The organism is Prosthecobacter sp. (assembly GCF_049294395.1).
Lineage (GTDB): Bacteria > Verrucomicrobiota > Verrucomicrobiia > Verrucomicrobiales > Verrucomicrobiaceae > Prosthecobacter.
Genome location: NZ_JBAQCR010000380.1, coordinates 21,363 through 35,202 on the forward strand (window position 1 = coordinate 21,363; position 13,840 = coordinate 35,202).

General features: G+C 60.4%; 11 protein-coding genes. 9 read left to right on the plus strand and 2 right to left on the minus strand.

The window, feature by feature from the left end; genetic code table 11:
- The first annotated feature begins 33 nt into the window (after positions 1 to 33).
- From WAW39_RS25455 to WAW39_RS25475, 5 genes are read left to right on the plus strand one after another with little or no spacing between them, the layout of a single operon-like run.
- Positions 34 to 1,014 carry an AAA family ATPase gene (locus WAW39_RS25455; protein WP_422321970.1) on the plus strand — a complete coding sequence of 327 codons (981 nt, stop codon included), beginning with the start codon at positions 34 to 36 and terminating at the stop codon, positions 1,012 to 1,014.
- A complete protein-coding gene (locus WAW39_RS25460; protein ID WP_422321971.1) occupies positions 1,011 to 1,877 on the plus strand; it encodes a DUF58 domain-containing protein in 867 nt (288 codons plus the stop codon). The genes WAW39_RS25455 and WAW39_RS25460 overlap by 4 nt, the downstream gene beginning before the upstream one ends.
- A complete protein-coding gene (locus WAW39_RS25465; protein ID WP_422321972.1) occupies positions 1,874 to 3,583 on the plus strand; it encodes a vWA domain-containing protein in 1,710 nt (569 codons plus the stop codon). The genes WAW39_RS25460 and WAW39_RS25465 overlap by 4 nt, the downstream gene beginning before the upstream one ends.
- Positions 3,580 to 6,087, plus strand: coding sequence for a VWA domain-containing protein (locus WAW39_RS25470; RefSeq protein ID WP_422321973.1), 2,508 nt, complete (start codon positions 3,580 to 3,582; stop codon positions 6,085 to 6,087). The genes WAW39_RS25465 and WAW39_RS25470 overlap by 4 nt, the downstream gene beginning before the upstream one ends.
- 40 nt (positions 6,088 to 6,127) lie before the next feature.
- Positions 6,128 to 7,084: a D-2-hydroxyacid dehydrogenase gene (locus WAW39_RS25475; protein WP_422321974.1), complete on the plus strand. Its 957-nt coding sequence runs from the start codon at positions 6,128 to 6,130 to the stop codon at positions 7,082 to 7,084.
- 50 nt (positions 7,085 to 7,134) lie between these two features.
- On the opposite strand, the gene WAW39_RS25480 is transcribed toward WAW39_RS25475, so the two are convergent.
- The gene (locus WAW39_RS25480; RefSeq protein ID WP_422321975.1) at positions 7,135 to 7,371 is read right to left on the minus strand and encodes a hypothetical protein; all 237 of its coding nucleotides are present in this window, start codon (positions 7,369 to 7,371) and stop codon (positions 7,135 to 7,137) included.
- A 50-nt stretch (positions 7,372 to 7,421) separates the two neighbouring features.
- On the opposite strand from WAW39_RS25480, the gene WAW39_RS25485 reads away from it, so the two are divergent.
- Positions 7,422 to 7,724 carry a type II toxin-antitoxin system RelE/ParE family toxin gene (locus WAW39_RS25485; protein ID WP_422321976.1) on the plus strand — a complete coding sequence of 101 codons (303 nt, stop codon included), beginning with the start codon at positions 7,422 to 7,424 and terminating at the stop codon, positions 7,722 to 7,724.
- A 5-nt stretch (positions 7,725 to 7,729) separates the two neighbouring features.
- Here WAW39_RS25485 and leuB read toward each other — a convergent pair whose 3' ends face one another.
- On the minus strand, positions 7,730 to 8,836 hold the full coding sequence (gene leuB, locus WAW39_RS25490) for a 3-isopropylmalate dehydrogenase (RefSeq protein ID WP_422321977.1): 1,107 nt from the start codon (positions 8,834 to 8,836) through the stop codon (positions 7,730 to 7,732).
- Between the two features lie 291 nt (positions 8,837 to 9,127).
- Here leuB and rpsO point away from each other — a divergent pair, with 291 nt between their 5' ends.
- The 3 genes from rpsO (at position 9,128) to WAW39_RS25505 (ending at position 13,459) form a co-directional block, all read left to right on the plus strand.
- Entirely contained in the window at positions 9,128 to 9,388 is a 261-nt protein-coding gene (rpsO, locus tag WAW39_RS25495; protein ID WP_397382009.1) for a 30S ribosomal protein S15, read from the plus strand.
- A 178-nt stretch (positions 9,389 to 9,566) separates the two neighbouring features.
- Positions 9,567 to 11,717, plus strand: a complete 2,151-nt coding sequence (locus WAW39_RS25500; protein WP_422321978.1) for a polyribonucleotide nucleotidyltransferase — start codon at positions 9,567 to 9,569, stop codon at positions 11,715 to 11,717.
- A 308-nt stretch (positions 11,718 to 12,025) separates the two neighbouring features.
- Positions 12,026 to 13,459, plus strand: a complete 1,434-nt coding sequence (locus WAW39_RS25505; protein ID WP_422321979.1) for a Gfo/Idh/MocA family protein — start codon at positions 12,026 to 12,028, stop codon at positions 13,457 to 13,459.
- Positions 13,460 to 13,840 lie beyond the last annotated feature (381 nt).

Consider the following 13,840-nt stretch of genomic DNA (forward strand, 5'->3'; position numbering starts at 1 on the left):
TGGCTCAACACTCACTCACCACACTCTAATCTCATGCCCGAAACTCCCGTTGCTGTTGTTCACTTCAAAGAAACATTTGAGAAACTCAGAGCCGAAGTCTCCAAATTCATCGTCGGGCAGCAGGACATCATTGAGCAGGTGCTCAGTGCCGTCATCTGCGGTGGCCATGTCCTGCTCGAAGGCGTTCCCGGCCTCGGCAAAACCGCGTTGGTGAACACGCTCGCCAAGGCACTTCACCTCAAATTCCAACGCATCCAGTTCACGCCTGACTTGTTGCCCGCAGATATCGTCGGCACTCAAATCCTCGTCGAACGCGGCGGGCAAAAAGTCTTCGAGTTCCAGCAGGGCCCCGTCTTTTGCAACGTGCTGCTCGCCGACGAAATCAACCGCGCCACGCCCAAGACGCAGTCAGCCCTGCTCGAAACCATGCAGGAAAAACGCGTCACTGTAGCCGGCACTTCGCACAATCTAGGCTCTCCCTTCTTCGTCCTTGCCACGCAGAACCCCATCGAGCAGGACGGCACCTACCCGCTTCCCGAAGCCCAGCTCGACCGCTTCTTCTTCAAACTTTACGTGCCCGTCCCCAGCCATGGTGACTTCATCGAAATCCTCAACCGCACCGGCGGCAAATCCTCCCCGGAAATCAACGCCGTCGCTACCGGCGATGACATCCTGCAAATGGGCCAGGTCGTTCGCGAAGTTCCTCTCGAGGCCAGCGTGCAGGACTACCTCGTCAAAATCGTTCGCGCCACCCATCCCACCGATGTGAATGCCACCGATCGCGTGAAAAAATACGTGCGCCACGGCTCCTCGCCACGCGGTGCCCAGACCATCCTCGCCGCCGCCCGCGTGCGCGCTCTCCTCGATGGCCGCTACCACGTCGCCCGTGAAGACATCGCCAAAGCCGCCACTCCCGCTCTCCGTCACCGCATACTCCTCTCCTTCGAAGGCGAGGCCGAAGGCGTGAAGACCGACGAAGTCATCGCTGACGTGATCGAAAAGGTGAAGGCATGACCCTGACCGATCCAGCCTTCATCCGCCGCCTCGAATCCCTCTACTTGCTAGCACGCAAGATCCTGGGCGGTTCGTTGCAGTCGGATCGTCGCAGCACGAAAAAAGGCGCAGGCATCACCTTCGCCGATTACGCCCAGTACTCCCTCGGCGATGACTACCGCAGCATCGACTGGCGCGTTTATGCCAAGTTCGAGTCACTGCTCATCAAGCTCTTCGAACTGGAGGAAGACGCCACCATCTACCTCCTCATCGATTGCAGCCCCTCCATGGCCTCCAAGCACGCCTACGCCAAGCAGCTCGCCGCCGCTCTGGGTTACATCGCGCTCAACACCCTGGACCGTCTCGCCGTTTACGGCCTCGCAGACCGCTTGCAGCCCTTGTTCGAACCCTCGCGCGGCCGCAATCAAGTCATCCCACTTTTGCGCTCATTGGAGGCTGCGCAAACCTTCGGCGGCAACACCGATCTCAACGCCTGCGCCCGCGAATTCGAAGCCCGTCACCGCCGCAAAGGCCTCGTCTGCGTCATCTCAGATTTCCTCCTGCCCGGTGGCTACGAGGAAGGCCTCAGCCGCCTGCAATGGCACAAGCACGAAGTCTTCTGCCTGCAAACACTCGACGACAACGACCTCCGCTGTGAGTGGAAAGGGGACGTGACCCTCGAATGCGTCGAGACAGGCCGCAGCGAACGCGTCACCATCTCACCGCGTGAAGCCAAACTCTACGAAAACGCCATGGCCGAATGGAACCTCGGCCTGAAACAGGCCTGCGCCAAACGCGGCCTCGGCTTTCTCTCCACCAACACCGACGTGTCGTTTGAGTCCGTCATCACAGACCTGCTGCGTCGCGGAGGTCTCGTCACATGACCTTCCTCGCCCCGGCATTTCTCTGGACCCTGGCGGCCCTCGCACCGCTGGCCGCCATCTATTTCCTCAAAGTTCGCCCGCGCAAAAAGCCGGTTACCGCCTTCTTCCTGTGGCAGAAAATCTTCACCGAGAAGAAAGCCTCCGCTCTCTTCAAACGCCTGCGCGATGTCTTCTCCCTCCTCCTGATGGCCCTCGCCTTTGCCGCCATCGCTTTCGCCTTGGCGGAGCCGGACTTCGCCGGTGATGAGCGCAAGGACCTCCTCATCGTCGTGGATCATTCCGCTTCCATGTCCGCCAAAGACGGCACCACCACGCGCCTCGAAAAAGCCAAGCAGCGCGCCCGCGATCTCATCGCCGGCATGAACGGCACCCAGCGAGCCGCCGTGGCCTCCTTTGCGGAAGTCACTCGCATGCTCGAGCATCCCACCCGTCATCGCAAAGCCCTGCTGGAAGCCGTGGACTCCATCCAGCCCACAGAACTCCCATCCCGCGTCGAAGCCCTGCGCTCCCTGCAACCCGGCGACGAATGGATGAAAGACACCCGCGTCCTCCTCATCACCGACGGTTGCCTCGATGCCCCCGACCGTCTTCCCAACGTCGAAGTGCTGCGCATCACCGACACCGCAAAAAACATCGGCATCGCTCGCGCCGATCTCCGCAGCGTGCCCGGTGGCCCCGCCCGTCTCGGCCTCTTCATCCTGCCCGTCTCCTCCTTCACCGAGCCTGTGAAAACCGACATCACCCTCATGCATGTCGATTCCAACAAGCTGGTCAAAATCATCCCCGTGACCTTGCTGCCCGGCGAAAACGCCGCCGTCACTCTCACTCTCGATGACGCCCCCACCGGCCGCTGGAAAGCCACGCTCGGTCTCGATGACGCCCTGGAAAGCGACAACTCCGCCTTCCTCTACGTCCCACCCCGCCAGCCTGTCCCCGTCGGTGTCTTGGCCGATGATCCCTTCTTCTTCCAAAACGCCGTCAGCGCCTTCGAGCGCAGCGATCAACTCCTCTCCCTCGCTCCTGATACCAAATCCGCCCAGCTCATGCTCAGCAAAGGCAAAGTCCCTGCCGACATCAGCACCGTCGTCTTTCAGCCTGCCGGCGAATCCACCGTATGGTCCAAAGTCGGCGACGAAATTACCGCGCCCGTCCCCAAGGTCCTCGCCAAAGATCATCCGCTTCTCCGCTACTTGGACGCCGAAACCATGACCTTCGCCGGTGCCCGCCAAATCACCGCCCCCACCGGCGCAGTCGTTCTCGTCGCTGATGAATCAGGCCCACCCTTGATCTATCTCATGCGCCAGGGCGCTCAAACCGTCTGCGTCGTGAATCTCGATCCACTCGCCGCGCAGTTCTACCTCAGCGCCTGGTTCCCCGTGCTCATCCACAACGCCGCCGCGCATCTCACCCATCGCGAAGACATGCCTCCTGCCACGCTGCCCACCGGCTCCAGCGCACGCGTCCCCGGTCGCGCCGATCCCACCCCTTACGGCCCCATGCTGACCTCCGGTTTCCACGAAACCGACTCATGGACCTTCGCCACCTCACTCGTCTCACCCGAAGAAAGCCTGCTCAAAAACGACACTCTCAAAGAAAGCGTCAAACCCATCGCCAGCGGTGAAGCACCCAGTTACTGGCTCCTCGTCCTCGCCCTCGGTGTCCTCGTCGGTGAGTCCATCCTTTACGACAGGAGGAAAGTCGGATGAGCTTCACCACCTTCACTCCTCTCCTCTGGCTCCTCCTGCTCCTCGGCGCAGGCTATGGCTACTGGCGCTCCTTGGTGGACCGCCCCTCAGGCCTGAAGATCGCCTCCTTCGCCCTCCGCGTCCTCGGCGTCATCCTTCTCGCCCTCGCACTGTGCCAGCCTTATGCAGGGGAGGAGACAGACGAAGCCCACGTCGTCTTCCTCGTGGACGTCTCCCAATCCGTCGATCTCGAATCCGCCAAAGACGCTCTCAAACAAATCGAGGCCGGTGTGAAAGCCCTGCGTCCTCAAGACACCCACTCCCTCTTCGCCATGGCCAGTGGCCTTCGCGACAAGAAGCTCCCAGACTTCACCAAGATGCTCGACGACTGGACCAAGGGCGTCGCAGATGATGCCTTCCGTTCCCACACCCGTCTCGGCGATTCCTTGCTCGCCGCCCGCCTCGCCTTTCCCGCAGGCAAAGCCAAGCGCCTCATCATCTTCAGCGATGGCATCGACACTGAGAACGGCGTGGACGCAGCACTCGAACAACTGCGCCATGAAGGCGTCGACGTGAAGTTCGCCCCCCTCAAAACCCTGAGCGAACCCGAAGCCGCTCTCGTCAGTCTCGAAAGCACCTCTCCCTTCGCATTCCATGGCGAAGTCCTGCGCCTCACCGCACGCGTCATGGCCAATCAGCCCATGAATTCCCGCGTCCGTCTCCTCAACAAAGGCGTCGCCATCCAGGAGAAAACCGTCGCGCTTAAACCCGGCGAAGATGCCAAAGTCTGGTTCGACACCGAAATGATCACTCCCGGCCCCAGCGTGTGGAGCGCCGAGATCATCCCCGAGCGCGATCACTTCCCCATCAACAATCAGGCCACCACCACCATCACCGTCCGTGGCAAGCCCCGCATCCTCGTCATCCATCAGGACGAGAAAAAAATGCGCCCCTTCATCCGCGCCCTCAAAGAGCAGGACTTCGATGTCGATCTTCGCGGGAAACGCGGCCTGCCCGAAGGCATGGAGGACATGCTCTCCTTCGATGCCATCGTGCTCGCCAACATGTCCGCCACCGACATGACCCCGCGCCAGATGAGCCTGCTTCGCAGCTACGTCTCCGACTTCGGCGGCGGTCTGGTCATGACCGGCAGCGAAAACAGCTTCGGCCTCGGCGGCTACTACAAATCTCCCGTCGAAGAAGTTCTCCCACTCGTCTCCCGCTTCGAAAAAGAAAAAGAGAAACCCTCCCTCGCCATGGCCCTCGTCATCGACAAAAGCGGCTCCATGTCCGGCCTCCCGCTGCAAATGGCACGTCAGGCCGCGAAGAGCGCTGCCGAACTCCTCGGCCCTCAGGACCAGATCGCCGTCGTAGCCTTCGATGGCGATGCCCAAATCGTCTGCGAAATGACCCCCGCCTCACAGCAGGGCACCATCCAGGCCGCCATCGACTCCATTGCCGAAGGCGGCGGCACCTACATGTACACCGGCATGGTCGCGGCGAAGGACATGCTGGAACGCACCACCGCCAAAGTGAAGCACATGATCTGCCTCACCGATGGCCAAACTCAAGAAGCAGACCACATGGGCCTTGTTCAGCAGATGGTGGACAGCGGCATGACCGTTTCCACCGTCGGTCTTGGTGATGGCGCCGCGCGTGAACTGCTCGCACAAATCGCCGAAGCCGGCAAAGGCCGCTATTACGAAAGCAACGATCCCGCCACCCTTCCGCAGATCTTCACCAAGGAGACCACGCAAGCCTCCAAGAGCGCCGTGCAGGAAGGCGTCTTCACCCACATCGGCATCACCGAGCACCCCATGCTCGCAGGCTACGAAGCCGAAGGACTCCCCGTCGTGCTCGGCTACGTCATGACCGAGGCCAAACCTGCCGCTCAGGTGCTCCTCGGCGCAGAGAACGGCGATCCACTCCTCGCCGTCGGCCGCTTCGGCCTCGGCATCGGTCTCGCTTACACCGGAGACCTCACCGAAATCTGGGGCGGCGAATGGCTCGCCTGGGACGGCTGCGGCCGCTTTTGGGCCCAAGTGTTGCGCGGTGCTCTTCGCAAAGCTGATGTCGAAGGCATGGAATCACGCGGCGAAATCCGCGACGGCGCATGGATCATGAAAATAGACCGCCGTGGCGACGACGGCGCTCCCGTCTCCGGCATTCATTGGGCCGCCCAATCGCTCGATGAAAACGGCAACACCCAGGACGTCACCATCCGCGAAACCGGCCTCGGTCGCTATGAAGCCCGCATCCCCATCGGCACGCGCAAGCACCTCAGCCTCCGCATGCATGACCGCGATCACGACAAGCTGGAAGTAAAGCACTACCACGCACCCTATCCCGCCGAATACCGCCTCAATGGCAAAACGCCGGAAAGCCTGCTCGCCCTCGCCAAATACGACACCGCCACCATCACCGCCGGACTCGCGCCCGCAAAACAGCTCCAGCCCGTCGGCCACTGGTTCGCCTGGAGCGCTCTGGGAATGCTGCTCGGCGGCATTCTCCTGCGGCGGATTTGAGTGGAGCACCGCCAAATCGTCGGCATAGGGTCTCCCACTCATGAAAATCGTTCTTCTCGACGCCCACACCGCAAACCCTGGCGACCTCTCCTGGCAGCCCCTCGAAGCCATCGCCGCCTGCGAGGTGCATCCACGCACATCGCTGGATCAAACCATCGCCCGCTGCGCCGGAGCCGAAATCGTCATCACCAACAAAGCCCCTCTCACCCGCGAAATCATCGCGGCGCTGCCAGATTTGAAATACATCGGCGTCACCGCCACCGGCTTCAACATCGTCGATGTCGTCGCAGCCAAAGAGCACGGCATCGTCGTCACCAATGTCCCCGGCTACAGCACCCCTGCCGTCGCACAGCATGTCATCGCACTCATGCTGGAAATGACCAATCACGTCGGCCACGCATCAAAGAGCGTGGAAGCCGGCGGCTGGGTCAAATGCCCCGATTTCGCGTATTGGGATCACCCCATCATCGAGCTCTCCGGCCGCACCCTCGGCATCATCGGTTACGGCGAAATCGGCAGCGCCGTCGCGCGCATCGCCGTCGCCTTCGGCATGAAAGTCCTCGCCTCCAAGCGCACTTGGAAAGAGCCGCCACCTGCTGGTGTCGAAGCCGCTGAAATCGACGACATCTTCCGCCAGTCCGACGTCATCAGTCTCCACTGCCCGCTCACCGATGCCACCAAGCACCTCGTCGGCGAGCGCACCCTCGGCCTCATGAAACGTGAAGCCATGATCATCAACACCGGTCGCGGCCCTCTCGTCGATGAACCCGCATTGGCAAAAGCCCTCAACGAAGGCCGCATCGCCGGTGCCGGACTCGACGTCCTCTCCGTCGAACCCGCCAAGGCCGACAACCCGCTCCTCACAGCCAAAAACTCCGTCATCACCCCCCACGTCGCCTGGGCCAGCCGCGAATCCCGCGCCCGCCTCATCGACATCACCGCCGCAAACCTGCAATCCTTCCTCGCTGGCAAGCCTGTGAACGTGGTGAATGGATAGCAGCGCTGGCGTGCGGTGGATCTTGACCCTGATCACTGGAACGAGTATTCTCAACCATGACCCAGCTTGCCGTCAACGTGCCTGTGGAACTCGGCGATTTCATCCAAGCGTCCGTCGCTGCGGGTGATTTTGCCGGGCCAAATGAACTTGTTGCCCAGGCTCTCTATTCGTTTCGCGATCAGCACGAGCTTGATCGCATCAAACTCGAGCGCCTCCGCAAGGACATCCAGGTTGGCATAGATCAAATCGAACGAGGCGAGGTCGTGACTGACTTTGATGTCGATCATTTCCTGAGTGAAATGAAATCTCGGCGTCAACTCTCACAGGCCACTGCGTAATGCCACTGCAGGCCATCCGCTCGCACCAGAGCATCCTCGATTTGGAGGAAATCTGGAGTTACATCGCGCAGGACAGTGAATTGCATGCAGATCGCTGGATTATCAAACTCAATGAACACATGCTGCATCTCGCAGCTCACAATGGTCTCGGGCGTCCACGCCCCGAGCTTGCTGCCGGATTACGCAGTTCGCCGCTCAAGGATTATATTGTCTTCTACCGGTCTCTTGGCGAGACCGGTATTGAAGTCATTCGTGTACTGCATTCCTCGCGCGACATCCGGCCGGAATTCTTCGGCGGATAATCACCTCAAAGCGCCGCAATAATCGCTTCGCCAATCTCCTTCGTGTTCACCTTCTTCGTGCCAGGAGCACCGCTGAAGATGTCACCAGTGCGCAGGCCGCTGTCGATGACCTTCTTCACCGCCGACTCAATGCTCGCCGCTTCGGCTTCCAGCCCCAGCGAGAAACGCAGCAGCAGCGCCACGGAAAGAATCTGCGCGATCGGATTCGCAATGCCCATGCCTGCGATGTCCGGAGCAGTACCACCGGAAGGCTCAAACAGACCGAAGTAAAGCCCGTCACCCTTTGGCTTGCCAAGGCTTGCGCTGGCCAGCATCCCGAGCGAGCCGGCGATCATCGCCATCTCATCGCTCAGGATGTCACCAAACAGGTTTTCCGTCACCAGCACGTCAAAGCTCCGCGGAGCCTTGATCAGCTGCATCGCGGCGTTGTCCACATAGAGATGGGCCAGCGTCACATCCGGATACTCCTTGGCCACTTCCACCATCGTTTCGCGCCACAGCACGGAATTGGTCAGCACGTTGGCCTTGTCCACGCTGGTCACATGCTTGCGGCGCAGTTGCGCCGCTTTGAAGGCCACATGGGCGATCCGCACGATCTCGCTCTTCTTATAAACCATCGTGTCGATCACCTCGATGTCGCCATCTGGCAGCGTCGTGCGGCTCTTCGGCTGGCCAAAGTACATGCCACCGGTCAGTTCACGCACACAAAGCACATCAAATCCACCTTCCACCAAATCCGCGCGGATCGGCGAAGAAGACGTCAGGGCAGGGTAGCAGATCCCAGGTCGCAGGTTGGCAAAGAGGCCAAAATGCTTGCGCAGCGGCAGCAACGCACCGCGCTCAGGCTGCTCATTCGGCGGCAGTTTCTCCCATTTAGGACCCCCCACGGAGCCGAAAAGGATGGCGTCGCTGGCTTCACAAGCCGCGATGGTTTCCGCAGGCAGAGCCTTGCCCACGGCATCAATGGCCGCACCACCGACAAGCTGGTGGTTGTAGTTAAATTGAAGGCCGGAGCGGGCGGCGACGGCGTCGAGGACTTTGAGCGCCTCGGCCATGACTTCAGGGCCGATGCCATCTCCGGGGAGGACTGCGAGGTTGTACGTGCGTGACATGAATGGTGGGGAAGGGGGGGCTTTTAGTGGATGCGAATCCCGCCGCTGGCAAGTGGCCTGAAAATACCAGCCGCCAAATTATGGAGTTTAGAGCACCCTCCCAGCTCCGGCCAACCACCGTCAACAATCGTTAACCACTGTAAACAACCGTAAACTCCCCCGGCAAACCGCAAACTTCCCCATCTTCCCTCAAACTTCCTCTTGCCAAAAAGAGCGTTTATGGTTCCTTCGTGGCCCCACATCCCAGATTATCCCACCGCCTGACAAGTTGTCCGGCCATTAAAACGAACCATGAGCGAAGCAACCACCATCGATTCCACCTCCTTCAAGATCCACGAAAAAGACACCGGCAGCGCCGACGTCCAGGTGGCCCTCTTGACGAAGCGAATCAACGATCTGACGCAGCACCTTGGCACGCATCAGAAAGATCACTCCACACGTCGCGGTCTTCTTCAGATGGTCGCACGTCGTCGCAAGCTGCTTGATTACCTCAAGCTGACCGCCAACGAGCGCTACCAGAAGCTGCTCAAGAGCCTCAGTCTCCGCCGCTAACAGAATTTCACGAGGGGGTGATGTCACGAACATCGCCCCCTTTTTTCTGTTGCAGGCTTCTACACGCATGTCGGCACAGCCGATGTTCATGCTGCATGGTACGCATTGCCGTACCACCGTCGGGCTGAAGCCTGGATGATATTTTCACCCAAACCAAACAAACAACACAAGCCAACCTATGGCCATTCATACACAAAAAATCCAGCTCGGTGCTGGTACCCTCGAAATCGAAACCGGCAAGTTTGCCAAGCTTGCTGACGGCGCCGTTACCGTGCGTCTCGGCGATACCATCGTCCTCGTCACCGCTGTCTCCGCGACGAAAGTCAAAGAAGGCCAGGACTTCTTCCCCCTCTCCGTTGAGTACAAGGAAAAAGCCTCCGCTGCAGGCCGCTTCCCCGGCGGTTACTTCAAGCGCGAAGGCCGCCCTACGGAAAAGGAAATCCTCACCTGCCGTATGACGGACCGCCCATTGCGTCCGCTCTTCCCGAAAGGCTACTACTACGACACCCAGGTCGTCGCCATCCTCCTCAGCGCTGACGGCGAAAACGATCCGGACATCTGCGCCATGAACGGCGCCTCCGCCGCTCTTTGCGTGTCGGACATCCCCTTCGCAGGCCCCGTCGGTGCCGTCCGTATCGGCCGCATCAATGGTGAGTTCGTCGTGAACCCCACCCAGAGCCAGCGCCTCGACAGCGACCTCGACCTCGTCTACGTCGGCAACAAGACCGAAGTCGTCATGATCGAAGGCGCCGCCAACGAACTCCCAGAAGCCGAGTTCGTCAAAGCCCTCCACTTCGCCCAGGCTGAAGTCGCCAAGCTCGTCGTCGCCCAGGAAGAACTCACCAAGCTCGCCGGTAAGGCCAAGCGCGAAGTTCCTCTCATGCTCGTCAAAGATGAGCTCCTCGAAATCGCCTACGCAGTCGCTGGCGATCGCATCGAAGGCGCTCTCTACACCCCTTCCAAAGTGGCTCGCGGCAAAGCCGTCGGCGCTCTCAAGGACGAAGTCGCTGAAGCCATCAAGGCCAAGTTCCCGGAAGCCACCGGCTTCGAAGTCAGCCAGGCCTTCGACTACCTCCAGAAGAAAGCCTTCCGCATCTCCATCCTCGACAAGAAGAACCGTTGCGACGGCCGCGGCATCGATCAGCTCCGCCAGCTTTCCGGCGAAGCCTCCGTGCTTCCCCGCACTCACGGCTCCGCCAGCTTCACCCGTGGCGAAACGATGGCTCTCTCCATCGCCACCCTCGCTCCAGCAGATGAAGCCCAGGAAATGGACACCTACGCAGGTGGCCCGGAATCCAAGCGCTTCATCCTTCACTACAACTTCCCTCCGTTCTCCGTCGGTGAAACCGGCCGCTTCGGTGGTCAGAACCGTCGTGAAATCGGCCACGGTGCCCTCGCAGAGCGCTCCATCGAGCCTGTCATCCCAGCCAAGGAAGTCTTCCCTTACGCCATCCGCGTGAGCAGCGAAGTCATGGAGTCCAACGGCTCCACCTCCATGGCCTCCGTTTGCTCCGGCGTCATGGCCCTCCTCGATGCAGGCGTGCCTCTCAAGCGCCCGGTCGGCGGTATCAGCGTCGGTCTCGTCACCGAGTTCGAAGGCGACAACATGAAGCGCTACCTCACGATGCTCGACATCATCGGCAGCGAAGACCACTTCGGCGACATGGACTTCAAGCTTTGCGGTACCTCCGAAGGCGTCACCGGCTACCAGCTTGACCTCAAGCTCCCCGGCCTCCCTCTGAGCATCCTCGAAGAAGCCATCGTCAAGGCCAAGGAAGGCCGCACCCAGGTTCTCTCCGCCATGGCCCAGGCCATCGCTGAAGTGAAGCCTCTCAGCCCGTATGCCCCGCGCATCGAGATCATCAAGATCAACCCTGACAAGATCGGTGAGCTCATCGGCCCTGGCGGCAAGAACATCAAGGCCATCCAGGCCGAGTCCGGTGCTGAGATCAGCATCGAGGACGACGGCACGGTGTACGTCTATGCCAGCCGCAAGGAAGGCATCGAGCGCGCGGTCGAAATGATCAGCGGCACCTCCCAGGAAATTGAAGTCGGCAAGCTCTACACGGGTCGCGTCGTCAGCACCACAAACTTCGGTGCCTTCATGAACCTCGGTGGCAAGAAGGACGGCCTCATCCACATCAGCGAACTTGCCGACTTCCGCGTCAACAAGACCGAAGACGTCGTCAAGACCGGCGACATCGTCACCGCCAAGTGCATTGGCATCGACGACAAGGGCCGCATCAAGATGAGCCGCAAGGCCGCCATGAAGGAGAAGGACGCAGCCGCCGCCGCTGGCGACGCCGCCCCTGCCGAAGACGTGGGCTAAGCCTCATCCGCTCAACACTCAAAACCACGAAGAGGCCGCAGCAATGCGGCCTCTTTTTTTGGAGCGCGGAATTTATTCCGCAGCACCCCGCAAGCCCCCCTCGCTCTTCCCCGCGCCAGAGCGAAAGATCACCGCCCGCCTCGCACTCCAGTAGCAACCGCATCCCCCCATCTCCTTGAAGAAACCCCGACATGCAGCAGCATGGCAGCAGTTCTGGCGGCCTCTTCCTCGTCGGCGGCGCCAAGTTTAAAGAAATGATTGCGTGCCGTTGATCATTCTGACAGAACTGCACTCAACCAGCCCTCACCATGACCTCACGCCGCCAGTTCATCTCCCGGTCCGCGCTCGCCTTCACCGCCCTCTCAGCCAGCCGTGTGCTCGGCGCGAACAACACCATCCGCATCGCATCCATCGGCCTCGGTGGCCAGGGCTTGGGCAATGCCGGCCGCATGGCCAAGGTCCCCGGCGTGGAAATCGCTTACCTCTGCGATCCCGACACCGCAGCTTTGGACAAAGCCAAGAAAGTCTTCCCAAATGCCAAGACCACCCAGGACCTCCGCAAAGTCATGGAGGACAAAAGTATCGATGCTGTCGTCGTCTCCACCGGCAATCACTGGCATGTCCTCGCATCCATCTGGGCCATGCAGGCAGGCAAGGACGTGTATGTCGAAAAGCCCGTTTCGCACAACATCTGGGAAGGCCGCAAACTCGTCGAAGCCGCGCGCAAGTACAACCGCATCGTCCAAGGCGGCACCCAGCAGCGCAGCGATCCCCTTCAGGAGGAAATCAAAGCCTTCCTCGATGCCGAAACCATGGGGAAGATCAAATACGTGCGCTGCAATCACTACAGCATGCGTGCTTCCATCGGCAAACGCGCGCAGCCTCTCACTCCCCCCGCCACGGTGGACTACGACATCTGGCTTGGCCCTGCAAAAGATGAGCCCATCTACCGCGAAAAATTCCACTACGACTGGCATTGGAACTGGAACACCGGCAACGGCGAAATGGGCAACTGGGGCCCTCACATCCTCGACGACCTCCGCAATGTCGTCTTCCGTGACAAGGTCGCTCTGCCCAAGCGCGTCATCGCCGGCGGCGGACGTTTTGCCTGGGATGATGCCGGCGAGACTCCCAACACCCACTTCGCCTACATGGACACCGGCAGCATTCCGGTCATCGTGGATTTCCACAACCTGCCACGCCAAAAAGGAGTGAAGGCTCCCGACGTGTATCTGCGCCGCCGCACCGGCGCCTTCCTCATCATCGAATGCGAAGGCGGCTACTACACCGGCAGCCGCGGCGGCGGCACCGCCTTCGACTCCGAAGGCAAAAAGCTCCACATCTTCAAAGGCGACGGCGGCAAAAACCACGCCGCCAATTTCATCGACGCCATCCGCAGCCGCAAATCCGAGGACCTGAAAGGCGAAGTGGAAAAAATCCACTTCTCCAGCGCCTGGTGCCACCTCGCCAACAATTCCTACCGCCTCGGTCAGAAGTACAATCGCGAACAAGCCGAGGCTGCCGTGAAAGACTTCCAGCCTTGGAATGACGTCATCGCCGATTTCCACCAGCACCTCATCAAAAACGAACTCGATGCCTCCAAGCTCGACATCAAGATGGGCCCCATGCTGGAAATCGATGTCGCCAAGGAAACCTTCATCGGTGACACCGCCACCCCCGAAGCCCTCGCCCTCCTCACCCGCGAATATCGCCCAGGTTTCGAAGTCCCGAAGGCCGTGTGATCCTCGGCTGTTTTTGAAGAGCTCTTTGCATAAATAGATCTTCTAAAAAGCGCGCCATGCCAGTGCCGCTCCGCTTCACACCAGCACCAAAGGTGCTGCGGAACATAGCCCAGGGTCAGCCGAGTCTCAGCGAGGCGACCCTGGGTTTCCGCCATCAGATCCGGGAAGCAAATCCAGCACTACGCCGCACTCTACGGCAACCAGCAGCGCTTCCAAGGCGTCCCGCTTCACGACAGCGCCGGCCACAGATTGGCCCAGTCCATCCCCACATAAAAAGAGCGTCAGGAGAAAATCCCCTGACGCTCTCGCGTGATTCATGCTGAAATGACGGTCATTTCGGCACTGCAGGCGCTGCCGGCGGCGTTGATGGAGCGGCAGGAG